Annotated in this window: 16 protein-coding genes, 1 tRNA gene, 1 other RNA gene and 1 pseudogene; 4 read left to right on the forward strand and 15 right to left on the reverse strand. The window is 54.0% G+C overall.

Annotated features, from left to right (window positions below):
• Positions 1 to 57 precede the first annotated feature (57 nt).
• The 3 genes from RHJ31_RS01990 (at position 58) to RHJ31_RS02000 (ending at position 1,099) form a co-directional block, all read left to right on the forward strand.
• A tRNA-Ser gene (locus RHJ31_RS01990) sits at positions 58 to 149 on the forward strand.
• Between the two features lie 137 nt (positions 150 to 286).
• The gene (locus RHJ31_RS13130) at positions 287 to 493 is read left to right on the forward strand and encodes an NAD(P)H dehydrogenase subunit NdhS (RefSeq protein ID WP_315862972.1); all 207 of its coding nucleotides are present in this window, start codon (positions 287 to 289) and stop codon (positions 491 to 493) included.
• A gap of 3 nt (positions 494 to 496) precedes the next feature.
• Positions 497 to 1,099: an HAS-barrel domain-containing protein gene (locus RHJ31_RS02000; RefSeq protein WP_302677172.1), complete on the forward strand. Its 603-nt coding sequence runs from the start codon at positions 497 to 499 to the stop codon at positions 1,097 to 1,099.
• Between the two features lie 83 nt (positions 1,100 to 1,182).
• On the opposite strand, the gene RHJ31_RS02005 is transcribed toward RHJ31_RS02000, so the two are convergent.
• From RHJ31_RS02005 to RHJ31_RS13140, 13 genes and pseudogenes are all read right to left on the reverse strand, one after another.
• Positions 1,183 to 1,308: a hypothetical protein gene (locus RHJ31_RS02005; RefSeq protein ID WP_302677173.1), complete on the reverse strand. Its 126-nt coding sequence runs from the start codon at positions 1,306 to 1,308 to the stop codon at positions 1,183 to 1,185.
• A gap of 2 nt (positions 1,309 to 1,310) precedes the next feature.
• On the reverse strand, positions 1,311 to 2,141 hold the full coding sequence (locus tag RHJ31_RS02010) for a M48 family metallopeptidase (RefSeq protein ID WP_302677174.1): 831 nt from the start codon (positions 2,139 to 2,141) through the stop codon (positions 1,311 to 1,313).
• Positions 2,142 to 2,345: 204 nt separating this feature from the next.
• Positions 2,346 to 6,326 carry a DNA-directed RNA polymerase subunit beta'' gene (locus tag RHJ31_RS02015; RefSeq protein ID WP_302677175.1) on the reverse strand — a complete coding sequence of 1,327 codons (3,981 nt, stop codon included), beginning with the start codon at positions 6,324 to 6,326 and terminating at the stop codon, positions 2,346 to 2,348.
• A 19-nt stretch (positions 6,327 to 6,345) separates the two neighbouring features.
• Entirely contained in the window at positions 6,346 to 8,214 is a 1,869-nt protein-coding gene (locus tag RHJ31_RS02020; protein ID WP_302677176.1) for a DNA-directed RNA polymerase subunit gamma, read from the reverse strand.
• A gap of 77 nt (positions 8,215 to 8,291) precedes the next feature.
• Entirely contained in the window at positions 8,292 to 11,618 is a 3,327-nt protein-coding gene (gene rpoB, locus RHJ31_RS02025; protein WP_302677177.1) for a DNA-directed RNA polymerase subunit beta, read from the reverse strand.
• A 235-nt stretch (positions 11,619 to 11,853) separates the two neighbouring features.
• Positions 11,854 to 12,498: a Uma2 family endonuclease gene (locus RHJ31_RS02030; protein WP_302677178.1), complete on the reverse strand. Its 645-nt coding sequence runs from the start codon at positions 12,496 to 12,498 to the stop codon at positions 11,854 to 11,856.
• A gap of 41 nt (positions 12,499 to 12,539) precedes the next feature.
• On the reverse strand, positions 12,540 to 13,235 hold the full coding sequence (locus RHJ31_RS02035; RefSeq protein WP_302677179.1) for a DevA family ABC transporter ATP-binding protein: 696 nt from the start codon (positions 13,233 to 13,235) through the stop codon (positions 12,540 to 12,542).
• Positions 13,236 to 13,244: 9 nt separating this feature from the next.
• Positions 13,245 to 14,399, reverse strand: a complete 1,155-nt coding sequence (devC, locus tag RHJ31_RS02040; RefSeq protein ID WP_302677180.1) for an ABC transporter permease DevC — start codon at positions 14,397 to 14,399, stop codon at positions 13,245 to 13,247.
• A 9-nt stretch (positions 14,400 to 14,408) separates the two neighbouring features.
• Positions 14,409 to 15,572, reverse strand: coding sequence for an ABC exporter membrane fusion protein (locus RHJ31_RS02045; protein WP_302677181.1), 1,164 nt, complete (start codon positions 15,570 to 15,572; stop codon positions 14,409 to 14,411).
• Positions 15,573 to 15,663: 91 nt separating this feature from the next.
• Complete coding sequence (locus RHJ31_RS02050) at positions 15,664 to 16,263, reverse strand: pseudouridine synthase (protein WP_302677182.1); 600 nt, start codon at positions 16,261 to 16,263, stop codon at positions 15,664 to 15,666.
• Between the two features lie 10 nt (positions 16,264 to 16,273).
• Positions 16,274 to 16,460: non-coding RNA, 6S RNA (ssrS, locus tag RHJ31_RS02055), on the reverse strand.
• Between the two features lie 37 nt (positions 16,461 to 16,497).
• Positions 16,498 to 18,576 carry a helix-turn-helix domain-containing protein gene (locus tag RHJ31_RS13135; protein WP_315862973.1) on the reverse strand — a complete coding sequence of 693 codons (2,079 nt, stop codon included), beginning with the start codon at positions 18,574 to 18,576 and terminating at the stop codon, positions 16,498 to 16,500.
• A gap of 21 nt (positions 18,577 to 18,597) precedes the next feature.
• Positions 18,598 to 20,988, reverse strand: a pseudogene (locus tag RHJ31_RS13140) (ATP-binding protein); the annotation flags it as partial.
• 126 nt (positions 20,989 to 21,114) lie between these two features.
• On the opposite strand from RHJ31_RS13140, the gene miaA reads away from it, so the two are divergent.
• Positions 21,115 to 22,017, forward strand: coding sequence for a tRNA (adenosine(37)-N6)-dimethylallyltransferase MiaA (miaA, locus tag RHJ31_RS02065; RefSeq protein ID WP_302677184.1), 903 nt, complete (start codon positions 21,115 to 21,117; stop codon positions 22,015 to 22,017).
• On the opposite strand, the gene RHJ31_RS02070 is transcribed toward miaA, so the two are convergent.
• Both RHJ31_RS02070 and RHJ31_RS02075 read right to left on the reverse strand, forming a co-directional pair.
• Positions 21,996 to 22,739: a type 1 glutamine amidotransferase gene (locus RHJ31_RS02070; protein ID WP_302677185.1), complete on the reverse strand. Its 744-nt coding sequence runs from the start codon at positions 22,737 to 22,739 to the stop codon at positions 21,996 to 21,998. The two genes, miaA and RHJ31_RS02070, sit on opposite strands and share 22 nt — an antisense overlap.
• Positions 22,740 to 22,745: 6 nt before the next feature.
• Positions 22,746 to 24,341 carry a DUF6930 domain-containing protein gene (locus RHJ31_RS02075; protein WP_302677186.1) on the reverse strand — a complete coding sequence of 532 codons (1,596 nt, stop codon included), beginning with the start codon at positions 24,339 to 24,341 and terminating at the stop codon, positions 22,746 to 22,748.
• Positions 24,342 to 24,350: the final 9 nt, after the last annotated feature.

The raw sequence follows: 24,350 nt of genomic DNA on the forward strand, positions 1-24,350 counted from the left end.
GACCACGAGGATTGAAAAGGGGGAGAAAACTGATCTACAATAAGGAACCCTCAAAAAGGAGAGGTGGCTGAGTGGTCGAAAGCGGCAGATTGCTAATCTGTTGATAGGCAGGTAACTCCTATCCGAGGGTTCGAATCCCTCCCTCTCCGTTGAAGAAAAGATCATCAAACCAATAGCTGACACTTATCCTTTGCTACCCCTCAGCAAAGCGCGAACGGGGCAAGGGCAGGAGATAATAAATTCACATAAACATCTTTGGGATGAGACAATGGCCAGCGACTTAGCAATGACAATTCTCCCCGGTATGACCGTGAAGGTCACCAATCCCAACGATACCTACTACCAATTTCAGGGGATTGTACAGCGGGTTACAGATGGCAAAGTGGCAGTGCTCTTTGAAGGCGGGAACTGGGATAAATTGGTTACGTTTCAGCTCAGTGAGCTAGAGCCAGTGGTGACCACGCCCAAGGGAAAAACGAAAGCGAAAAAGTAAACGATGGCGCGGCGATCGCCTCTCTCCCAACCCTTTGCGGAAATTATCCAGACAGCAACGGATCACTGCATTGCGCAGTGCCACGAACCCGCTAGCCTCGATTTTCCCGTGGTGCCCGCCTTGGGTAGTTGGGTGCGGATTCCTGAAGGCGATCGCGTGATCTACGGCGTTGTTGCCTATGTGGTGACGGCTCCCCTCGACACCATTCACCGTGCCACCGCCTTGGGGCTATCCCTAGAGCAACTACGGCAGGAGCAGCCCCATATTTTTGCCATGTTGAAAACTGAGATCACGATCGCCATCACTGGCTTTCAGGAACAGGAACGCTTTTATCACCATTTGCCCCCCCGCCCACCCCAAATGCACCAGCAGGTCTATGGCTGTCCTGTTGAGGAAGTGATTGCCTTCAGTGGCACATTGACCTTTTTGCGCACCCTATTAACCCTGCGGTATGGTCCTGGGGATGCCTTGGTGGCGGCAACGCTGCGTTCCTTGTATCAACTCCGCCAGCGCGATCGCCAGTGGCTGGTGCAGGCAGCCCAATACCTGAACCGACTCCTCAAGGATGACTACGATCGCCTGCGGGGCATTATCGAGCAGTTATGATAGCGGGCAAAACAAAAGCAATCACAATCCCCAGCAAAATAACAATTTCTAGGCTCAACAACACTTGATTGGAAGGCTTGAGCCTACCGCCACGCCACCAGTTCCCGATCCGCCGCTCCTCTGGAATGAAAAGCAAGGAGTGCCAAAATCGCGATCGCCCCATGGGCAAGGCGCAGCAGAAGGGGTTGATAGGGAATCGGTTTGGCCATCGTTATTGACGAGCGGGATGTAATTGCTTGACGAGGCGATCGTACTGCTGCGTTTCCGCCCAATCTAGAATTTCCCGTGCCCGCAGCACCGGTAGTGGGTGAGTCAGTTGACTGGCCTGCAATTCCTTGAAAAGGTTGTACCAACCCCGATCAGCGGCCTCATAGTCACGTGCTTGGGCAATGAAGGCATCGAGATTCAGGCGATCGCTCCACTGGGGCGAGCCACCACAGAGTTTCATCAGCACCGAGGCCACAACCCGCGGGTCTTGGGTCACCAACAAGGCCGCGCGATCGCAGGTGAGTTCAGCACAGCGCAACCAATGCATCAATTGGGTTTGCAGTCCTTGCGCCAAGAGCAAGCCCCAAGGGGAGAGTTGACTGGTGGCAAACAGCAGCAGGTTGGCGATCGTCAGATACACGCCATGCTCGCACTTGAGATGTCCCAACTCGTGCGCCAGTACTGCCTGCAATTCCTTGGGTGTCAGCAATTCCACAAGGGAGGAGTGCAGTACCACAAAGGGCTGCTTTCCCCGCATGGCAAAGGTATAGGCATTGGGGACAGGATGCTGTTTCAGATACAGTTGGGGTGGCTCTAGGCCTAAGATACGGCAAGCCTCGATATGAAGCCCGTAAATGTCTGGAAGTTGCTGTTCACTTAGGCGCAGACTGCTGCCAATATTTTCAAGATAAAAGGCCTGCTCCGCCACCGAACCTAGGAGCGATCGCACGAGAAGATCTAACCCCGGCAGTTGTTGGAGGGCTTGGGTGGCCTCGCGATCGCAGGGATGACGAAACTGATCAGCCCTCAGGCTGGAATACGCTGGAACAGGCATGAAATCGTGATTTTTACTTTGACCCCTCTACTGCCAATTTTAAGGTATGGCACAGGTTTCTCGCATCCCTGCCAAAACGTTCGGCAGTGTTCGGCATGATCTGCGACCTGAGACCAAAAAAAGCTACGGCAAGTGCACCCATCGCTTGCTCCTAGATTAGGTGCTCACCTCTACCGTAGCCTTCTTTAGTCAAGGGAGTTTTAGTTAAAAGGCGTCATCCTCCTCTTCCTCCCCATAGTCATCGTCCTCGTCTAGGAGTTCGTCCTCCTCATCGTCAGCATCACTACTGGCGAATTCAAAATCGCGAGTCCGTCCAGTGATTTTTTCAATCACGTGGGGCGCTGTTTCATCGTCAATGAGGACATCCTCACCGAGGTCAGCGGTCACATTGACCGTCATTGAGGGGGGTTCGGGTTCAGGGCTGATAACGTGGGTTTGACCCAAGCGATCTTCACCCTCTTCCCACTCTTCGTCGCCGTTGCTACTTTCCTCGTAGCTGTTGAAGCCGGTGCCCGCTGGGATGAGACGGCCAATGATGACGTTTTCCTTGAGTCCCCGCAGCCAATCGGACTTGCCTTCAATGGCTGCTTCCGTGAGTACCCGTGTTGTCTCTTGGAAACTGGCGGCTGAAATAAAGCTATCGGTATTCAGCGAAGCCTTGGTAATCCCCAAGAGGACAGGGGTATATTGGGCAGGTGCACCACCGGTGAGTGCCATGGGTTCGTTGGCTTGCTCCGCTTGGCGCAGACTCATGAGTTCCCCAGAGAGAACAATTGTATCGCCGGCATCATCAATCCGTACTTTCGAGGTCATCTGGCGGACGACCACCTCAATGTGTTTATCGGCAATCTCAATCCCTTGGGTGAGATACACCGACTGCACCTCATTGACCAAGAAGGATTGCACCTTCTCAAGGCTAATTTGGGCGGCTTTGAGCAACCCTTGGGGTTTGTAGTACTCAAAGTAAATGGAGAGGATGTCGTGGGGATCCACAGGGCCATCGGTGAGGGGGTCAGCGAGATTGACCTTTTGACCATCCACCACCAAGGGGTTTTGACCCGGCAGGACAGGGTATTCCTGAATCGTGCCATCCTCTTCAATGACTTTGATATCTACGCTGTCATCACTGTTGTAGGTGACTTGACAGGTGCCGGGGCGCACAGCCAGCACGCATTTTTCCTTGGGATGGCGCGCTTCAAGGAGTTCTTCAATCCGAGGTAACCCCTGAATAATGTCCCCCGTTTTCGCCCGCTCAAACACCAACAGGGCGAGGTTATCCCCGCGCTGCACAAGGTCACCGTCCTCAATTTGCAGCACTGCCCCCGGCGAGACAAGGTAGGGACGAGCTAAGCGCAGGATCACGTGGTCATCGGCCACCGCCATGACCGCTGCTGTTTCTGGGGCAGTCACCCCCTTGGCCAGTTCATCGCCGGGACGCACGAGATCGCCAACTTTGACCGTGGGTTTAGCCCCGTTGGTCTCGATCCGCAGGCGATCGCTCTCAGTAACGACCAAAATACGGCGAACCGATTCCCCACTGCGCAAGATCCCCTGCACTTCACCTGCCTGCTTGGCTTTGATGTCCGTGCGGGCAATCACGGCACCGGGGCCAATGTGATCGCCATCCTTGACCAAGAGGGAAGTAAACGTACTGCCTTGGGTTTGATCGGCAGCAATGTCACGGCGAATCACCAAGGATTCCAGAATCACCAGTTGGAGGCGCTGGGCTTCTGGATCCACCTCATCCGTCACAATTTCAATGTCAGCAGCCAGTTGGGGGGCTTCGCTGCCAATTTCAAGGACTAACTGTGTCCGCAGCAGATCAACGCCATCAACGGACTTAACTCGCTCATCGTGTTTGTAGGGCAACCGCTGCACAGCCCGCAGGCGAATGGACTGCCCTGAGCTATCACTGGAGTCTTGGCTGGGTACCGATGGCTCATCAGGCACGCTAAATTCTTGGACGGGGCGCAGCAGAATCGCTGGTCCTTCGGGAGTGTCCTCCAGATAATCCACTTGCGAGAGGGTTTCGACCACAAGGCCGGGGAGTACCTCTTCACCCGGACGCGCCAACACACCATGCTTCAGCCGCGCGGCTTCCGGATCATCCACAAGGTGCAGTTCGCCGGGCTTGATAATAATTTCCCGCAGGATGTCGTTTTTCTGGATGACTTCGACGACACCGCTGTTTTGACAGAAGATGTCCTTGACAACCTCCGTCCCTGCTTCGACGTATTGGTTGTCCTCGACCATGAGCAGCGAGATGTCTTTATTGACCTCATGGGTTTCTTCGGGAATCCACAGGAGCGTCCCTCCCTTGAGGACTTCGTAGCCCTGCTTGGCTTTGCCTTTTTTGGCCACTTCAATGTCGGCATATTTGAGGATACCGCCAGTCGTGGTGTGGTAGCGATCGTCAATGAGTTCGGCCACCACTTGACCATTGGCAACTTTCGTACCGGGGGCAGCTTTCAAGGAGAAGCGCTGACCAGTGGCGGTTTCAATAATGTAATGCTCGCGTCCCTGCTGGGTTTCTTTGAGCACCTTGGCTTTATCGAGCATCACCGAGGCAGTAATAATTTCCACCTCGCGACCGCCTTTGCTGTCCTGTTGCTCAGGGAGACGCACGACACCGCCATGCTCGGTTTTCACCGTGGTTTCTGCCAGCACGGCCCCGGCTTCAATGCGATCGCCATTTTTCACCACCGGCTCCGCACCGGGGGGCAGGTTATAGACTTCCCCAGACAGTACCCAAATCAAGCCACCTTTGGGGGCAATGCGCGTTGTGGTGCCTTGGCGATCGCGCTTCTCCTCTGCTTCGAGGTTGACGAACTTCACTTGACCCGCCAAATCCGAGGCCACATCCTTGGTCACTTTCTCCGTGGACTTGCGGACACTGCGGGCGGCCTGCGCCACTTCCGCCAACAATTGACCCGCTTCAACGGTTTCACTCTCTGCCACTAGCACAATTGACCCTTGGGAGAGGTCAAATTCTTGGCTTTGCTGACCACCTTTGATCACAAGCTTGCCAGCGGTTTCGACAATAAAGGCATCATCCCCGTGACGAGTGCGGTAGGGACGTACCCGTAATTTCTTGCCGTACTCCACCGTGCCAGCAAAGGGAGCGCGTTCTTGGCGAGCCACTTCCCCCGTAAACACCCCACCGGTGTGGAATGTGCGCATGGTCAACTGCGTACCGGGTTCACCAATGGATTGAGCCGCAATAATCCCTACGGCTTCCCCCATATCCACCAGTTGGGCATGGGCAAGGCTCCAGCCGTAGCAGAGACGACACACAGAGCCAGTGGCCTCGCAGGTAAGAGGCGATCGCACCACCACCTCTTCGATACCCGCATCAACAATTTTCTTCGCCAGATCAGCGGAGATGGCTTGATTTTTGGCCACCAGCACTTCGCCCGTTTCCGGATGGCAGACATCATTGAGCACCACTCGACCCAAAAGCCGATCCTCTAGCGCCAGTACCTTATCCCCCACCGTCATACTGCGCAGCGTAATGCCCCGCTCCGTTTCACAATCCTCTTCGCGGATAATCACATCTTGAGAGACATCCACCAAGCGCCGGGTCAGGTAACCGGAGTCCGCCGTCCGCAGTGCTGTATCCACCAGTCCTTTACGCGCACCGTAGGAGGAGATAATGTACTCCGTCACCGTCAGCCCTTCGCGGAAGTTGGTTTTAATCGGCAGGTCAATGATTTCCCCTTGGGGATTGGCCATTAACCCCCGCATTCCCACCAACTGGCGCACCTGCGAGAGGTTCCCCCGTGCCCCCGAGAAGGCCATCATATACACGGAGTTGAGGACATCAGTATTACGGAAGTGCCGCACCACCTCGTTTTTCAGTTCTTCGTTGGTGGTGTTCCAAGTGTCAATCACCTTCTGGAAGCGTTCTACCTCCGTAATTTCACCCCGCGAGTAGCGCTCTTGAGCGGTTTTAATTTCCTTTTCAGCAGCTTCGAGGAGTTCCTGTTTTTTCGGGGGCACGAGCAGGTCATCAACACTGATGGAGACACCGGCGCGGGTGGCATAGCGAAAGCCAAGGTCTTTGACTTTGTCGGCCATTTCCGCTGTGCGGGCGGTGCCAAAGTTGCTAAACGACCAAGCAATTAGGTTCCGCAAGCCTTTTTTGTCAATGATGCGGTTAAAGAAAACAAGCTTTTTCTCAGTCATGGTGTTGGGGTCTCCCAAATTAACTGGCTAGGGCTTCTTGAATCGTTTGGTTGTAGATGATGCGACCGGGGGTGGTGCGGATGTATTGGGAAATCAGTTGACCGTTAGCATCCTCCTTGACCCGCCGCAGGGAATACTCCAGTAAACGGGAACCATCTTCATAGGTCGTAATCTGAGGTTCACTGGTATCACCATCGTCCACCTCACCGTCGTAGCGCACCCAGACAAAGGCATGGAGCGGCAAGTGTCCCTGTTCGTAGGCCATGACCACGTCTTGGAAGTTGGCATAGTAGCGATCGCTATAATCTGGCAGCTTCGGATTTTCTGCCGTCAAGTAATAGCAACCCAAAACCATGTCTTGGCTGGGGGTAATAATCGGCTTGCCCGTGGCCGGCGACAGAATATTATTTGAGGCTAGCATCAGCATCCGCGCCTCCGCTTGGGCCTCAATCGAGAGGGGCACGTGCACCGCCATTTGGTCACCGTCAAAGTCCGCGTTGAAGGCAGGACACACCAAGGGATGCAGTTGAATGGCACGCCCTTCCACCAGAATTGGCTCAAAGGCCTGAATCCCCAAACGGTGGAGGGTTGGGGCACGGTTGAGCAGCACGGGGTGACCCTCAATCACCTCCTCCAGCACATCCCAAATTTGGGGGTCATTGCGCTGGATCATCCGCTTCGCTGCCTTAATGTTGTTGACAATTTGTTGGCGAATCAAGCGGTGAATCACAAAGGGCTGGAAGAGTTCAATGGCCATTTCCCGAGGCAGGCCACACTGGTGCATTTGCAGTTTTGGCCCCACCACAATCACCGAACGACCGGAGTAGTCCACCCGTTTCCCCAGCAGGTTTTGGCGGAAGCGACCCTGTTTCCCCTCAATAATGTCAGACAGAGACTTCAGAGGACGGTTATTGGCGCCCACTACCGTACGACCGCGACGGCCATTATCAATCAGGGCATCCACCGCCTCTTGAAGCATGCGCTTCTCATTCCGCACAATAATCTCGGGGGCGAGAATCTCTTGCAGGCGGGCAAGGCGGTTGTTGCGGTTAATGACGCGGCGGTACAGGTCATTGAGGTCAGAGGTGGCAAAACGCCCGCCATCTAACTGCACCATTGGCCGCAGATCCGGTGGAATCACGGGAATGACCGTCAAAACCATCCACTCTGGCTTTGCTCCAGTGGCAATGAAGTTGTCAATGACCCGCAGCCGTTTGATCAGCTTGGCGCGTTTTTGCCCCTTGGAGTTGAGGATTTCCTGCCGCAGTTGGTCGGCCTCCGCTTGCAGATCTAAATCCTGAAGCAGGCGTTGAATGGCTTCAGCCCCAATACCCACCTCAATACCCTCTAGCTCCGAGTCTTCGCTGTAGATCTCTTCTTCAATTTCCTGCCACTGATCTTCGCTTAGGAGCTGCTTGTAGCTGAGACCGGGGTGATTGCCCGGATCTAGCACTACATAGGAGTTGAAATAGACAATTTGCTCTACATCCCGCAGGGGCATATCCAGCAGGATCGCCATGTAGCTGGGAATCCCCTTCAGATACCAGACATGGGTCACTGGGGCAGCCAACTTAATGTAGCCCATGCGATGGCGGCGCACCCGCGATTCGGTGACTTCAACGCCACAACGTTCGCAGACAATGCCACGATGGCGCACCCGCTTGTATTTACCGCAGTGGCACTCCCAATCCTTAGCAGGACCAAAAATCCGCTCGCAGAAGAGGCCGTCCATCTCCGGCTTGAGGGTGCGATAGTTAATGGTTTCTGGTTTAGTCACCTCGCCCACCACTTGACCGTTGGGGAGCGTGCGCTGCCCCCATTGGATGATGCGCTCCGGTGACGCGAGAGACACTTTTACATAATCAAAGCGTTGCTCGATTCTGGGCATAAACTCACAAATCCTTTGGCGGTGAATGGATCAAGGGGGCGATCGCCCCCCAAACAAGCTGACTCAGTTCTAAGTGTTTAGAATGTCGTTGCCCCTTCTTTGTCGTCCGTGTCGTCGAGGGCACTGTAGTCAATTGTGGGTCGTGCCGGGGTACGGCGAGGGCTGACATCCACCATCAAATCCACCTCGGGGTCAGGTTTCATTTCGCCATCGTCATCAAAGCTGGGAATACTGGCCTTGCGCACGGAAATATCCAAGCACAGGGATTGCAGCTCCCGCATCAGTACCTTGAAGGACTCTGGCGTGCCCGGTCGTGGAATGGATTGCCCTTTAACAATGGCATTGAGGGCTTCATTGCGTCCTTGCATATCATCGGACTTGACCGTCAGCAACTCTTGGAGAATATAGGCGGCACCATAGGCCTCCAATGCCCACACCTCCATTTCGCCAAAGCGCTGACCCCCTTGCTGGGCTTTACCACCGAGGGGCTGTTGAGTAACCAAAGAGTAAGGCCCTGTGGAGCGGGCGTGGATCTTATCGTCCACCAAGTGCACGAGCTTCAGCATATAGGCCATCCCCACCGTCACTGGCCGGTCAAAGGGTTCACCGGTGCGGCCATCATAGACGACCATTTTGCCCGGATCCTCAGGATTAAAGACCCAATCTTGACCCGTGACTTCTTTGGCCTCTTGTAGCTTGGCATGGACGGTTTCACGGGATTTTTCCTTGCCGTGCATTTCATCAAAGGGAGTAATTTTGAACCGACGACCAAGGCACTCCCCAGCCCAGCCCAGCAAACACTCATAGACTTGCCCCACATTCATCCGTGAAGGCACCCCCAAGGGATTGAGGACAATATCCACGGGGCGACCATCGGGCAGGAAGGGCATATCCTCCACCGGGAGAATGCGGGAAATAATCCCCTTATTGCCGTGGCGGCCGGCCATTTTGTCCCCCACCTGAATTTTGCGCTTCTGAGCCACATAGACCCGCACCACCATATTGGCACCGGGGGGTAGTTCATCTCCCTGCTCACGGGTAAAGACGCGCACATCGACAACGCGCCCTTTTTCACCATTGGGTACCCGCAGGGAGTTATCCCGCACATCCCGCGCCTTTTCACCAAAGATGGCACGCAGGAGTTTTTCTTCGGGGGGCTGATCCGATTCCCCTTTGGGGGTGACTTTACCAACGAGAATATCGCCCGCCTCGACAAAGGCACCGATGCGGATAATGCCGTTTTCATCCAACTGCCGCAAGGCATCCTCGGACACGTTGGGCACTTCGCGGGTAATTTCCTCTGGTCCAAGTTTGGTTTGCCGCGCCTCGATCTCGTACTTCTCAATGTGGATGGAGGTATAGACATCCTCTTGAACTAGCCGCTCGCTGATCAGGATGGCGTCTTCGTAGTTGTAGCCTTCCCAAGGCATATAGGCCACAAGGATGTTTTGGCCAAGGGCTAGTTCGCCCCCCTCAGTGGCGGAGCCATCAGCAATCACTTGTCCTGCCTGCACGCGATCGCCGACAAAGACAATCGGTCGTTGATTCAAGCAAGTATCTTGGTTGGAGCGCTGGTACTTTTGCAGCGTGTAGGTCATCTCAGGGCCGTTATCGGTTTTGACGCGAATTTGATTGGCATCCACATAGGTGACCACACCATTGGTCTGGCTGAGAATCACCATCCCAGAGTCCCGTGCTGCCTGAGCCTCTAGACCTGTACCCACTAAGGGACGGTGCGGTCGCAACAGGGGGACTGCCTGCCGCTGCATGTTGGATCCCATGAGGGCACGGTTGGCGTCATCGTGCTCTAGGAAGGGAATTAGCGAGGTGGCCACAGAGATAATCTGTACTGGCGAAACTGCCACGTAGTCCACCTGATCGGGGGTGGTGGTGGTGAAATCTTGACGATAGCGTACCGGCACCACATCCCCAAGGATGTAGCCGTTTTCATCGGTGGGCACATCCCCCGGTGCTACCCGCTTATCATCTTCTTCGTCAGCGGTCATGTAGATAGGCGGCTGATCCCTCAGGACGCGACCATCTTTCACCGGATAGAAAGGCGTCTCAATAAAGCCATATTCATTGACGCGGGCATGGGTGGCCAAGGAACCAATCAACCCAGCGTTGGGACCTTCAGGGGTTTCAATGGGGCAAATGCGACCATAGTGACTCGGGTGAATATCCCGCACCGCAAAGCCCGCCCGCTCACGGGTGAGTCCCCCAGGGCCTAGGGCACTCAAGCGCCGTTTATGGGTGAGTTCCGCGAGGGGGTTGGTTTGATCCATGAATTGGGAAAGCTGGCTAGAGCCAAAGAATTCCTTAATGGCCGCCACCAATGGCTTCGGATTCACCAGCGAAGTGGGCGTCAAAGAATCCGTGTCAGACACCGTCATCCGCTCGCGGATAATCCGCTCTAGGCGATTAAGGCCAACGCGCACTTGGTTTTGCAGCAATTCACCCACAGAACGGACGCGGCGGTTGCCTAGGTGATCAATGTCATCAATCGTGCCCAGATCAAACTCGAGGTTAATTAGATAATCAATGGCCGCAAGAATATCTTCTGGGGTGAGGATGCGTACCGAGTCGGGAATATTCAGCTGCAACTTGCGGTTGAGCTTATAGCGACCCACCCGGCCAAGGTCATAGCGTTTGGGATCAAAGAAGCGCGACTCCAGAAGCTGTTGTCCCCCTGAAACCGTGGGCGGCTCCCCTGGGCGTAGTTTTTTGTACAATTCAATGAGGGCGTCTTCTTCGGAGAATTTGCCTTCTTTTTCAACAGTTTTTTGGTAGTACTCGGGGTGACGCAGCCGCTCTAGAATTTCGCTATCGGTTAACCCCAAGGCCTTGAGGAGAACATGGGCTGAAAGCTTGCGGGTTTTGTCAATGCGCACCCACAGCAAATCATTCTTGTCGGTTTCAAACTTCAGCCAAGCCCCTCGGTTAGGAATCAGGCTGGCATTGTAGGTACGGCGACCATTTTTGTCGGTTTCTGATTTGTAGTAAACACCAGGACTGCGGACAATCTGGTTGACAATGACGCGCTCTGCACCATTGATAATAAACGTGCCGCGATCGGTCATCAGGGGCAGATCGCCGATGAACACATCTTGGTCAATGATATTGCCATTTTCTTTGTTAATGAGGCGAGTCGGGACATACATTTGCATTGAGTAGGTGGCATCCCGCCGCTTGGCCTCATCGACGCTATACTTCGGCTCCTTGAGTCGGTAGTCCTTGGCCAAAAAGTGCAACTCAATTTTGCCGGTATAATCAGTAATGGGGGAGAAACTCTCTAGCTCTTCAATGAGTCCTTCTTCCAGAAACCATCGGAAGCTGGCCCGCTGAATCTCGACAAGGTCTGGCAAGGTAAAAGCGGGTGGCGTGTAAATCTGATTACTAGCCATGTATATCCTCTAGAGGGTATCGCTAAAACGCGGATCTTGCATCTTAAATGAAGAGGCGTTGCCCTGTCAAGCACACCAAAAGCTCCGCTTACGGCAAACACTGCCGCCGGAGACCTCTGGCAAGATAAAGCTGTTGGAAACGAGAAGAGTTGACAAGTGCCACTGCCGCGCTTGCAAGCCGCTACCTATGACCATAGCACAGAGTTCTTACAGTTAAGCGACAGTTCACTAATAGTTATGGGGTTTGCTGCAACTTCAATCCTGTGTGCAGGGTTTCCAAAACAAGCGTTAAATGACCGTCTCTTAGGGCTGGCCAGTGTAGCCACAATCCAGAGAAGTGCCCACTGCGAAAAATGCCGTGGTCATCGGGCGCTTGACGGCGGTAGCTTGTTCCTTCCCTGAGATACCAGTGAAAATCCTGCTCCGGTACCACCCAGACCAAGTATTCCCGAACCCCACAGCGACAATAAACCTCTAGTTTGTCGTGGAGATCGTAGGCGGCACTGCTACTGGCAATTTCGACAATGAGTTCAGGCGCCCCTTCAAGATAATCATCCTCGCTGATACAGGAGGTGCCATTGACAAGGCGCAGCAGGGCATCGGGTTGCACCACTGTTTGGGCATCTAAGCGGACGGTGGCATTATCGAGCACCATGACGTTGGCTGTTGCCACTTCAAAGGCCATCAACCAGCCCATGACGAGACTGTGGGGACGGCTGTGGGAATTCACCCGCACAGGGGAGGCCACGTACACGACTCCGTTAATGAGTTCAGCTTTTTTAATATGGGGACATTGGGCATACAGGCGCTCAAAGGCCTCGCGACTGAGGCGATCGCCACTCTCCAACATTGGCACTGTCCCCTGCGGAGCTGCAAACATGATCAGTGGATTTGCCCTGCACTGCTTGCCTCTATTCTAGGCTAGGCGGAAAGGCCAATTGTGGTTTCTGAGAGGCGGCCATCTTCCATGTGAATAATGCGATCGGCGACATCAAGAATACGGTTATCGTGGGTCACAATTAAAATGGTGCAGCCCTGTTCGCGAGCAAGGGCACGCATAATTTCCACCACATCGCGACCGGATTTTTTATCGAGGGCAGCCGTGGGCTCATCTGCTAGAACAATTTTGGGATGTCCCACCAGCGCGCGGGCGATCGCCACCCGTTGCTTTTGCCCCCCCGAAAGTTCATGGGGATAGTAGTCAAGGCGCTCTCCAAGACCAACGGCACAGAGCATGGCTTCCACCCGCTCTCGGACTTCCTGTGGACTGAGGTGGGGTTGCAAATCCAGCGCCATTTGCACATTTTGGCGAGCCGTCAAAGCATGGAGCAGATTGTGCCCTTGGAAGATGTAGCCCGTTTGCCGCCGAATTTGAATCTGCTGCTCTTTTGTGGCGTTGCGTAGCTCCTGACCCAGAACCCGCAGACTGCCCTCTTGTGCCGATCGCAAGGCACCGATCAGGGTTAACAGTGTGGTTTTCCCTGACCCCGAAGGCCCCGTCATGATCACAATTTCACCCGCCTCAATGCGAGCGCAGAGATCAAAGAGAATTTGCTTGCGCAGTTGCCCCTGACCAAAGTAGTGATTGAGGCCTTGAATGTGGATCACTGGCTCCATAACACCATCCTAGAAAATATCGGCAGGATCAGCCGCTTGGATCCGCCGCATGGCGATCGCCCCCGAAAGGGTACACATTAAGACCGTGAGGGTAAAGACCAAACTGGCGCGCTCTACGGTCATCCACACTGGCAGTGACGTGGCTCTGGCAATCAGGATGTAGAGTAAAAATGACACGATAAAGCCTGGAACATAGCCCATACAGGAGAGAATCAAGGACTCCTGCATGACCACGCCATAGAAGAAGATATCGCGGTAGCCCATGGCCTTGAGGGTGGCATACTCCGCCAAGTGATCCGTGACATCGGTGTAGAGAATTTGATAGACAATCACGGAACCAACGATAAATCCCATCAGGGCACCAAGGGAGAAAATAAAGCCAATGGAGGTACTCTTTTCCCAATAACTGCGCTCAAACTCAGCAAACTCCTCACGGGTCATCACCAGTACATCATTGCCGAGGGAAGCATTCATCCGCCGTGCCAATGCTTTCGTATTCACCCCCGGCTGCACCCGTACTAAACCCACATCGATTAGCCCCGGATGACGTTCGGGGAAAAGGCGCAAAAAGTTCAAATCACTCGTGAGCAAATTACCATCGGCACCAAAGTTGGCTCCCATGCGAAACAAGCCTGCCACGGTGATTTTGCGGCCAGAGACTTCGGTCGTGACCTCTTCCCCCTGGCGGTATAGCTCAGGAATCGGGCCAAACTCAGCGCGGGATTGGGCATCAAAAAGAACATGGTCCGCTAGCTTAATCGCATCTTGCCAGTGGGGGGTATCGGATACGGAAATGGACACCGCCAGCGGATCGACGCCAATCACCATCAGTTGGCGAGTACTTTTGTTAATGGGATTGCGCCAGAGACCAAAACTCAGGTAGAGGGGAGAAACCGACTCGACCCCTTCAAAGCCCGCTGCTTGGTAGAGTCGCCGCCGCGGGAAGCTGCGCATGGCAATCAGCGCCGTGGATTGGGGACTAATGAGGACAATATCGGTGTTTAAGCTCTCGTGGAAGCGCACTGCCGCCTTAAAGAGGGCATCGCGAAAGCCAAACTGCATCAGCATCAGCACCACTGCAAAGGCAATGCCCGCGATCGCCACCAAGAGCCGAATGCGCTCTCGAATCAGTTGTAGCCAAGCTAAGGGAATTGCAAAAATCATCCTTGAACCTCAGCGCGGATCAATGGCAATTTCCACTTGCATATTTGTTAAACCCGCCACCGGCTCACTGTTGTCAAGGCGAATTTTCACTTCCACAACCCGCGCATCGGTTTTTGCGGCTGGATCCGTATCAGTCACGTCATTCTTGGCCACCACCAAACCCACTTGCGCCACGCGGCCGGTAATGGGGGCCTTCAAGGCACGACTGCGAATTTCCGCGGGCTGACCCACCCGCACACGAGGAACATCGGTTTCATAGACTTCAGCAACGGCATACATTTGATCGGTGTTGCCCAGTTCGAGAATCCCGCGTTCGTTGATGGTTTCGCCGGCTCTGGTGTGAATCCGCAGCACCCGACCATTGCGGGGGGCGCGAATAATGGTGCGCTCAAGGCGGGCTTCTGCCAGTTGCAGATTGCGCTCTGCTGAGAGGAGCTGCACTTGGGTTTGCGCTCGTTCGAGATTGGCTTGGGCGGCTTCGATCTGAGCAGTGGCGGTGGCAAGTTCCGTACGCCGTTCCTCCTGTAGGCGAACAAGGTTGGCTTGGGCGTTGCGCAGTTCTTCCTGTAAGCTCCGGACGCGAACCGTGCGATCGTCGAGATCCTGTTGCGACACTGCCCCATTGGCAAAAAGTTGGGCAAAACGCTGATATTCGCGGTTGGCGGTCTCGAGTTCCGCTTGAATGCGTTGAATCGTAGCCTGCTGGGCTTGAATGGCAGCAATGGCCGGTTCATTGGCGCGATCGCGCCGCCGCTCGGCTTCGGCAATTTGAGCAAGGGCGAGGCGGGTTTCGGCCTCATAGCGCAAGCGGGCTTCCTGCAACTGACTGACCGCCAAATCGCGTTCGGCTTTGCGCTCCGGATAGGTATCTAAATAGGCAAGGGGTTGACCGGCCACCACGCGATCGCCCTCGCGCACTAACAACTGCCCTAGCCGTTCGGTCATTGAGGGAGCACTGACGGCCACAACTTCCCCTTCGGGTTCCAATCGGCCCAAGGCGGTAATGCGATCGCTCATGGGATTAGCAAGGGCTGCCTGAATTGCCTGTTCTTCATTGACCCGTTGACGTTGCTGCCAATAGTTCAAACTGAATGCCAAGCTGCCTAATCCGATGGCGATCGCCCCCCCGATCAGCCATGGACGACCAACTTTGCTGAGAAACGGCTGTCCCATGGGACGACCTCGTGAATGCAGTGCAGTCAAAAATAACAAGTGTTACCTCATCTTAATATAGACGCCCTCGGTTATTAAGGAATGCTAAGTGCTAAGCAAGTCGAGGCGGTCGCCGACCACAGGCTCGCCAAAGGGTTTGCCGTTCTTGGGGCAGAACCTCGCGCCATTCTCCGGGGGCAAGGCCACTCAATTGCAAGTTGGCGATCGCCACGCGTACCAAGCGCAGCGTAGGTAACCCTACCGCAGCCGTCATGCGGCGGACTTGGCGATTGCGACCTTCCCGCAACGTCAGACTCAGCCAATGGGTGGGAATAGAACGACGATAACGAATGGGTGGCTCCCTAGGGGGTAAGGAGGGTTCCTGTGCCAGTACTTGGACAACCGCAGGTCGCGTGCGATAGCCTTGGATGACAACGCCTTCGGTCAACTGCGTCAGGGCTGCTGTATCCGGTTCCCCTTCTACCTGTACCCAGTAGGTGCGCGGATGGCCATAGCGGGGATCCGTCAAGCGGTGTTGCAACCAGCCATCATTGGTGAGGAGAACCAGCCCCTCGCTGTCGTAGTCGAGGCGGCCAGCGGGATAAACATCGGGAATGGGAACATAATCCTTGAGGGTCGATCGCCCCTCTTGATCTTGAAACTGACAAAGCACCCGATAGGGTTTGTACAGGAGAATGTAGCGATGGTTCATGGTTAGGAAAAGTCTAACCGCGACGCCGTTTTACCTCAGTTTATGACCTAGTAAAGACTAGGGGGGAATGCTAACCGTAGACTTAGAAGTTTCTGGCTCAATGGCCAGTCTACTGCCGCCCACAGTGTTGATTCCCAAATGTTTTGCAATTGTAGATCACAAAACAATATTGGCAGTCACCAACGTCGCAGCCAAACTAGAGCTACTATAGCACATCTACTCTGGGGGCTGGCTTTAGATATCGAGGTTTTCTAGAGCCAACTGGGGGCCATAGGTCTCGATAAATTCGCGACGAGGTGCCACGCGATCGCCCATCAGGATCGTGAAAATGCGATCGGCCTCAGCAGCATCTTCAATTTCCACCCGTTTGAGAATGCGCGTCTCTGGGTTCATCGTCGTTTCCCACAACTGCTCAGGCATCATTTCCCCGAGACCCTTAAAGCGCTGGATCGTGTAGTTGGCATTTTCCGGGAAGGCGGCAATCTGCTGTTGCAGCTCGCGATCGCTATAGCAATAGAAGTGCTGTCGCCCGCGTTCAACCTTATACAGGGGTGGGCAGGCAATATAGACAAAGCCTTGGTTAATCAATTCCTGCTGATAGCGATAGAAAAAGGTCAGCAACAAGGTGCGAATGTGGGAACCATCCACATCAGCGTCTGTATTGTGGGCACACAAGCCACCGACACCGCAAATAAAGTTTTCATCCCCCTCCACTGAGAAGTCATAGACATACTCACCCACGGGTGGAATTTCCGCAACTTGCGTCACCTCTAGCGCCATTAAGTCTTCACTAATAGGGGTAAAAGCCAGTGGCTTGTGGTGGGGCGAAGCCAGATAGGCCGTCAGGGATTCACTGTGGGGATGACGCTGCCAAATGAGCCGAGCAGCTTCCAGTTGGGGTTTACCGCTCAGGGTGAGGCAATGCACTTCGTGGCGGGTTTGTAGCTGTGAATTCGCCACTGCTTCTGGTTTTAGCGTTGTCCAGCTTGCTACCCAGCCCAACTGACCAAACAGGTAGAGGAGGCCATCTTTGAGGGTAGGAGAAGTGGTGGTCATAGAGATGTGGCTGCGGGCGATCGCCCCATCACCGAGGAAATACCCCTCCAAAAAGGCCAACTGTAGCTCTAGTGGCACCCGCCACACCAAGGAGGGCAGGCACTTCTCGTGGGCTTTGCCCCCCACCCCCAAGGCTTTGAGTAAACAGGCTGCCAAGACACTGTGGAAGTAGAGTTTTTGTCCTTGACTTTCAGAGTCAGCATCGCAGTGAGGAGACTCGCCAAAGAGGGTCTCAATGGTACAGCAGAGTTCAGGGATAAAGGGCTGGTCTTTTCGCCCCAAGCTGAGGCTAACTTGATGTTGACTCAGGCTTCCCTCGGCTACATACCAGCCTAAAAACCACAGTAACTCCCGATTGACCTCTAAATATCGGCCAAAAGCTTTGTCATGGTGGGCATGGGGCACGAGTTGCACCTCCCCAGTGAGGCACTCTAGTTCCGCAAGGGTAAAGCTATCGAGGGGCTGATAACCGCTGATTTGGCGGTAGGAGGCATTTTTGCTGTCGTCACTTTGATGCTGCATCCTCTCAAGCCGCGACGGTAACGTTTGGTATTGGAGTGGCTGATGCCACTGAATGGCCTCTAGATAATTGAGGAAGTGTTTCAGTGTGGGCGTGGTTTGACCCCGTTCCCATTGGGAAATAGTGATGGCTTGGTTTACCCCGACTTGGGCAGCAACGGCCTGTTGACTGAGCCCTTGGACTTGACGCGCTTGCCGTAGGGGTTCCCACAGCTGGGGATCATAGGCAACACGCGGTTCTTGCCCCTCCGAGGAGCACTCGACCCGTGCTAGCAGTTGTTGGCCACACAGGGCTTTGACACCTTCCCCCTTGAGATACAGCCCCTCCGTGAGACCCGCTTGGTAAAACAAGTGCAGCAGATCAATGCGCTCAACAATTGGGGGACGCGGTAAACGACGACTGGCAACGAGGCGATCGCCCACTCGAATCTCATTTCCTTTTTTCAACTTGATCTGACCGTCTTCATAAACATAGACACTGTGGGAGGCCGTCACCTTAATGGAGCGATGGTAGCGGGTTTGAATCGCATACATTGGCTCTTCATGGGAATGGCGAATCACTGCCTTCAGGGGTTGAAAGCGAGTCTGACCCGTCTTGGGATCAAAGGACATCACCTGATAGTGCTCAGCAATCCGTTGCCCCTCAATGCAATGATCAATAAACTCGCCAATTTTGACCAATTCCACTTGGCCGTAGGCATTCATGACAAGGGTGGGTTCATCCCCGGCCACACTCATAATAATGATGCGGTGATAGCGCAACTTGGCAGGATCAAACTCCTCTCCCTTCACGCCCAGACCAAGGGCAGTAATTAAGGACTGCACCTCATTATTCTTGTAGATTTTGGCATCATCGGTTTTTTCAATGTTGAGAATCTTGCCCCGCAGTGGCAAAATTGCTTGGAAGCGGCGATCGCGCCCTTGTTTGGCACTGTTGTGAACAAAAACGCCACTGGCCAGCGCAAAGTTATGGGTTCCCGGCACTTCTAAATCGTAAACATCAATCTTTTCATCCATAACCTCAATTGAGACAATGCGATGGTTATAGTTTTTGATTGCTTCTAAGGCACGATTTGAATCGCCATCAAAGTACCGATTACAGAAAGTTTCAAAGTGTAGGAGCGACTTATCACGTATTTGGCAACGATATTCGCGATAAGACTCTAAATCAATATTACCTTGTTCTAACTCAATTTTCTTTAGGGCTTTAATTGTCTTGTCAAAGTAGGTCTTTGATAGTGCTTCTTTCCACTTCTGACGGCACTTCTCCTTAACTTCAGGACGATGTAAGGTTTTATCAATGTGCTGGCGATGAAGTTCAAGATGTGCATCAGCAGACAGACGAATCAGATTCGTGGGATTATTGTTTCGCTTGTTGAAGTCAACATGATGACAATGCTCACCACTTTCTAAGGCGTATTTTCCTTGCCAGCGGTTATACCAATCTGCAAGCATGTGGGTAAACAGCCAAGAATTTGATCGAGGATCCCAAACCCTTTCGTAGCCATCGATCGTAATTCCTGAATCAGCGCTGCTAGATGCTTTTCGATAAAGTGGCATTAGGGAATCATCGGGAGTTAACGCCTGTGCCTCTTTATACTCACCATTGCGGAGCATGAAACGGTGATCGGGGGTGCAGATAATCACCTCGCCGTTGTCAAGGGTGAGCTTAATGACTTCAGCATTTGTTTTGGTTTTGCGGACGTTGACCAGTCGCTCAATACCAATCGTGCCATCGTGGCGAACTGTGTAGCCAAAATGCTCCTTGCCTGCCGCTTGTTCTGCCATTAACTCCACAAAACTGAGGCAACGGCCATCGGCGAGAGCCACCTTTGTATCACCAGCAAAGCAGCCACCGGCAGAATCACCTTCGACAATGAAAATTTCCGAGACAGCGGGATCCCGTGAACTGCAATCCGCCAATTTCCCCGGCAGCGTCGAAGACTCCAGCACCGACTTGCGCCGTACCATTTCCCGTGCCCGCCGCGCCGCTTCAGCCGCATTAAAGGCTTGGATGGCTTTTTCCAAGATCGTGTCGGTGACGGTCGGATGAAAGTCAAGGTATTCCGTTAGGGCTTCGCCCACAATGGCATCCACAATGCCGCGTACTTCGGTATTGCCGAGTTTGGTTTTTGTCTGCCCTTCAAATTCAGGGTTGGGCACCTTTACTGAAATAATGGCGGTGAGGCCTTCGCGAATGTTTTCCCCCGCCAAATTGGCGTCCCCCTCCTTGAGTTTATTGCGCTTGCGGCCAAGGGCATTGAGCGTCCGCGTTAGGACTGCCTTTAGCCCCTCCATGTGGGTACCGCCATCAATGGTGCGGATATTATTGGCAAAGCCTAGCAGGTTTTCACTGTAGGCATCGGCACACCACTGTAGGGCTGCTTCCACCTGCACATCGTTTTTTTCCCCCTGAATGTAGATGATCTCTGGGTGAAGGGGTTCCTTTTCCTGCACCATGTAGCGAACATATTCACGGATACCGCCTTCATAGCAGTAGGTTTCACTCAAGGGGGGCGTAACGCGCAAATCCTTGAAATCAATACGAATGCCGGCATTGAGATAGGCCAGTTCCCGCAGCCGTGTCATCAGCACCTTGGCGTCAAATTCAATCGTTTCTGTGAAAATCTGGCGATCAGGAAAGAAGGTCACTGAGGTACCCCGCCGTTCCTCACTATCGGGGGTCTTTTCGAGGGGAGTAATGGGAACCCCCCGTTCATAGCGCTGATGATGGACAAAACCATTGCGCCACACCGTCACTTCTAACCATTCCGAGAGGGCGTTGACCACAGAGACACCCACACCGTGCAACCCCCCTGAGACTTTGTAGCCACCATCGCCAAACTTGCCCCCGGCGTGGAGCACCGTCATCACCGTCTCAACCCCAGAGACGCCGGTATCGGGGTGAATATCCGTTGGAATCCCGCGCCCATTGTCGGTGACCGTGACGGAGCCATCAGCATTGATCTGAACTAGAATGGTGGAACAGTATCCCGCTAAGGCTTCATCAACGGAGTTGTCCACGACTTCATAAACCAAGTGGTGGAGTCCCTTGGGGCCAGTGCTGCCGATGTACATCCCCGGTCGTGTCCGCACGGGTTCAAGGCCTTTGAGTACCCGCAACTGGGCAGAGGAATACTCGGCGGTCATGGCAACTCCCTAACTGCTATAGAATCGAGGCAAATGCGTCTTCACTTGCCTAAATGTCAAATCTGACCTAAATTTTAGCACATAAGGGTTATAGGCGATTCTAGGAAATTTTCAGGCTGTATTTGAGTGGGGGATGCAGGGCTAATTGTTATTGGGGGGGCAACGGCCACCGGCAAAACGGCACTGGCGATCGCCCTCGCGCAGCAATTGAACAGTGTGATTTTGAGTGCCGACTCCCGCCAAGTCTATCGCGGCTTTGATATTGGCACCGCCAAGCCCACTCCCGCCCAGCAACAGCAGGTGCCTCACCACCTCATTGATATATGTGACCCCCGCGATACTTTGACCCTAGCGATTTACCAAGCCAAAGCCCAAGCCCTCATTGCCCACTACCACGCCCAAGGGATCACACCCCTCTTGGTGGGGGGGACAGGATTGTACATCCGCAGTATTACCCAAGGGCTAACAATGCCCCAAGTCCCACCGCAACCACATCTACGGGCACAGTTGATGGCGCTGGGTCAGCAGGAATGCTATCAATGGCTTCAGCAGGTGGATCCTGTGGCGGCGCAACGCATCCATGCCCACGATCACGTGCGTACCCTGCGGGCTTTGGAAGTCTATTACGTCACGGGGGTACCCCTCAGCCAGCAGCAGCGGCGCGAACCGCCTCCCTACCCGATTTGGTACTTTGCCCTGCCAGGGGGCGATCGCCAACAGCAGCGGGCACGGATTGAAGAACGCACCCAGCAAATGCTGGCCATGGGATGGCTCGATGAAATTCGGCAACTGCAAGCGCAGTACGGTGATGAACTGCCCCTATTAGATACACTGGGCTATCGCGAGATGCGCCAATATCTGCGGGGAGAACTCACCCTTGAGGCGGCGATTGCGCTCACGGTACAGCACACCCAACAATTTGCCAAACGGCAGCGGACGTGGTTTCGGGCAGAACCCGGCATCCATTGGCTGCAAGCCACCACCCTAGAGGAGCAACTAGCAGAGATTCAAGCACAACTGGGAATATAGCCCAGCACCACCTCAACAAAGCGGCGGATCAACTGATTGGCGTAGGGGGTAGGACGGGCTGTTTGCTTGAGTTTTTCCAGTTCGGCAGTGCCCAATTGATAGCGATCGCAATAACGGCTAATGCGGGCAATCAGGTCGCGATCGTCCACCTCGGGATGAAACTGAAAGCCATAAAAGGGCTTGCCCTCCAAGCGAAAGGCATGGTAGGGACACAACTCACTGTAGGCCAGTAAGGTCGCTCCCGCTGGCAGGGTCAAGGCGCGTTCCTGATGTCCGGAAATGGCCAAAAAGGGATTGGGAAAGCCAGCAAACAATGGATCCGCAACCCCTGCTGGGGTAAGATACAAAGGGTAGGTGCCCATTTCCATGGCCTCGCGATCTACAATCACTTGCCCTCCCAAGGCCTGCACTGCCAATTGAAAGCCAAAGCAGGAGGCCAACACGGGGATCTCCTGCTCAATACAGGCCAAAATTAAGTCCATTGCCGACGGTACAAAGCGATAGATCTCTGGCTTGAGCACTGTGGCATCACTGGAGCCACCGATAAAAAGGGCATCAAAGCCTTGAATACAGTCGGGGGTAAAGTCAGCACACTCAAAGCCATTGAGCACTGTAAATTGCTCGGCGGCCAAACCGCTCAAGCGGATAAATTCTGCCAATTCCTCCTGCTGCGTAGTGCGATCGCCCCGTGCCTGAAGCAGTAGAATCCGTAGGGACTTCACCGTTCTCTAGCGTTTAGAAATCTCAATGGGCTGAGGGGTCGGTGGACGTTGGGTGTCCACGAAACTAAAAACCAGAGACGTTTCAAAAAGTCCCACGATTTGCTTGAGGGTTGGCTGCATCCGCGTTTTGCCCGTCATGCCATAGGCCACAGCAAGGCCACAGGCGCCCTCAAGGTCATTGACCTCCTTGATCCAATCGAGGAGCAGCGAACCACTTTCGGGGTCAAAGGTATCCAAAAGCCAAAGATGGTTGGCATTGGTTTGGGCAAGGAGCATGACTATTTGCTCGGGACCTGAGAGGGGAAAGACCGTTAGATGGTGAATGCCGCCCTCCTCAGCAATTTTGGCGGCGAGCGCCTCCGCTGCGGCTTTTTTGGTTTGAATCGTCAACACGGGATAGCCCTCAAACGCCTCGGGAATCTCCCCCCGTTGATGGTAAGAGACGGCTGCTTGTAATTCCTGTAGCTCTTTCGGCGGAAACAACTTAAAGAGGATATAGGCTTCCCCCGGAATTGCTTCCGTATCAATGGGAATCTGGTGCTGTGATTCGCTCTCCTCAGGGTCACCATTGATTTCTGCCATCATCGCTGGCACTGTTGCCACGTGCACCTGATAACTAAGGGCAGAATGGCGGGGTGAAGGAATCTTGAACCTCAGGTCTAGTTCAGGGCACTCCTCCTTCTCAAACTGTTTCTTGGTCTTTTTCCAGAATTTGATCAGAGCCTCGATTGCCACATAGACCATTTCCGCTTCTTCAGGGGCGTAAAAGGGTCGCATTCCCTCCAAAGGATGGATGACACCCGGTTCAATGGTGTAAAGATGCCCCTTGAGGACAAAAGAGAGATCATTGCCTAAATCCCCTTCGTCAACCTCGGAAAAATTCAAGAAGAGACAATCGTTGCGCAGAACCGTTTCCTCTAAGCGCTCATCATCGTCTTCGTCAATGTAGGGATATTCTTGATCAATCTGCTGCCAAAAGTTGCGTAGTGCCTCCTCCCCGCGGTAGAGCATTAGACCAAAGTCACGGTTGGCCCCTTGGGGGTTCACCAGTACCGCAAAGAGGGTGGGAGAGTCCCAAGCGTCGCAGTGGAGTTTAAGGGGGGTAAGACTGTCTAGGCGCCGCCAGATGTCCAGTTGAGCAAATTCCCTAATTTTCTGTTTGTACAGAGAAACATATTCAGGGGGGAGCACCTCGATATCTTCATCATCACTGGTGAGTTCCGCCGCAATGAATTCAAAAAATTCAGCCAGCAGGGGAATGTGGGCTTGATACTCCACCTGAATATCGAGGGGAGCCACCACACCGCGCAGAAAAAATTGCAACTCGCGGTCATCAACGATGATGGTGTGGGGACGGCAGGGCTGAGCTTGGTGATGGCGGGGATATTCGATCGCCTGCACCAACAGCCGCATCAGTTGCTCTGGGGTGGGTGGAAACTGACCCACCTCCATGCTGCGTACCCCCTGATCCTTGGGATCGAGCCAAGCCGCACAAAAGACCTCGTCGTTCTCGCTGTCCAGCCTGCGGCCGCCACCGACCCAAATGGCGGCAACTTGCGGTACATTCAACAGACGACGGATGGTCGCAGCGGGTAGGCTCACAGGGCGATC

Source organism: Thermosynechococcus sp. JY1331, assembly GCF_031583475.1.
Taxonomy (GTDB): Bacteria; Cyanobacteriota; Cyanobacteriia; order Thermosynechococcales; family Thermosynechococcaceae; genus Thermosynechococcus.

Bases quoted from the DNA above. Each gene is read 5' to 3' on its own strand.
- RHJ31_RS13130 (WP_315862972.1), top strand. From the start codon at position 287: ATGACAATTCTCCCCGGTATGACCGTGAAGGTCACCAATCCCAACGAT.
- RHJ31_RS02000 (WP_302677172.1), top strand. From the start codon at position 497: ATGGCGCGGCGATCGCCTCTCTCCCAACCCTTTGCGGAAATTATCCAG.
- RHJ31_RS02005 (WP_302677173.1), bottom strand. From the start codon at position 1,308: ATGGCCAAACCGATTCCCTATCAACCCCTTCTGCTGCGCCTTGCCCAT.
- RHJ31_RS02010 (WP_302677174.1), bottom strand. From the start codon at position 2,141: ATGCCTGTTCCAGCGTATTCCAGCCTGAGGGCTGATCAGTTTCGTCAT.
- RHJ31_RS02015 (WP_302677175.1), bottom strand. From the start codon at position 6,326: ATGACTGAGAAAAAGCTTGTTTTCTTTAACCGCATCATTGACAAAAAA.
- RHJ31_RS02020 (WP_302677176.1), bottom strand. From the start codon at position 8,214: ATGCCCAGAATCGAGCAACGCTTTGATTATGTAAAAGTGTCTCTCGCG.
- rpoB (WP_302677177.1), bottom strand. From the start codon at position 11,618: ATGGCTAGTAATCAGATTTACACGCCACCCGCTTTTACCTTGCCAGAC.
- RHJ31_RS02030 (WP_302677178.1), bottom strand. From the start codon at position 12,498: ATGTTTGCAGCTCCGCAGGGGACAGTGCCAATGTTGGAGAGTGGCGAT.
- RHJ31_RS02035 (WP_302677179.1), bottom strand. From the start codon at position 13,235: ATGGAGCCAGTGATCCACATTCAAGGCCTCAATCACTACTTTGGTCAG.
- devC (WP_302677180.1), bottom strand. From the start codon at position 14,399: ATGATTTTTGCAATTCCCTTAGCTTGGCTACAACTGATTCGAGAGCGC.
- RHJ31_RS02045 (WP_302677181.1), bottom strand. From the start codon at position 15,572: ATGGGACAGCCGTTTCTCAGCAAAGTTGGTCGTCCATGGCTGATCGGG.
- RHJ31_RS02050 (WP_302677182.1), bottom strand. From the start codon at position 16,263: ATGAACCATCGCTACATTCTCCTGTACAAACCCTATCGGGTGCTTTGT.
- RHJ31_RS13135 (WP_315862973.1), bottom strand. From the start codon at position 18,576: ATGAGTGTGGCCGGGGATGAACCCACCCTTGTCATGAATGCCTACGGC.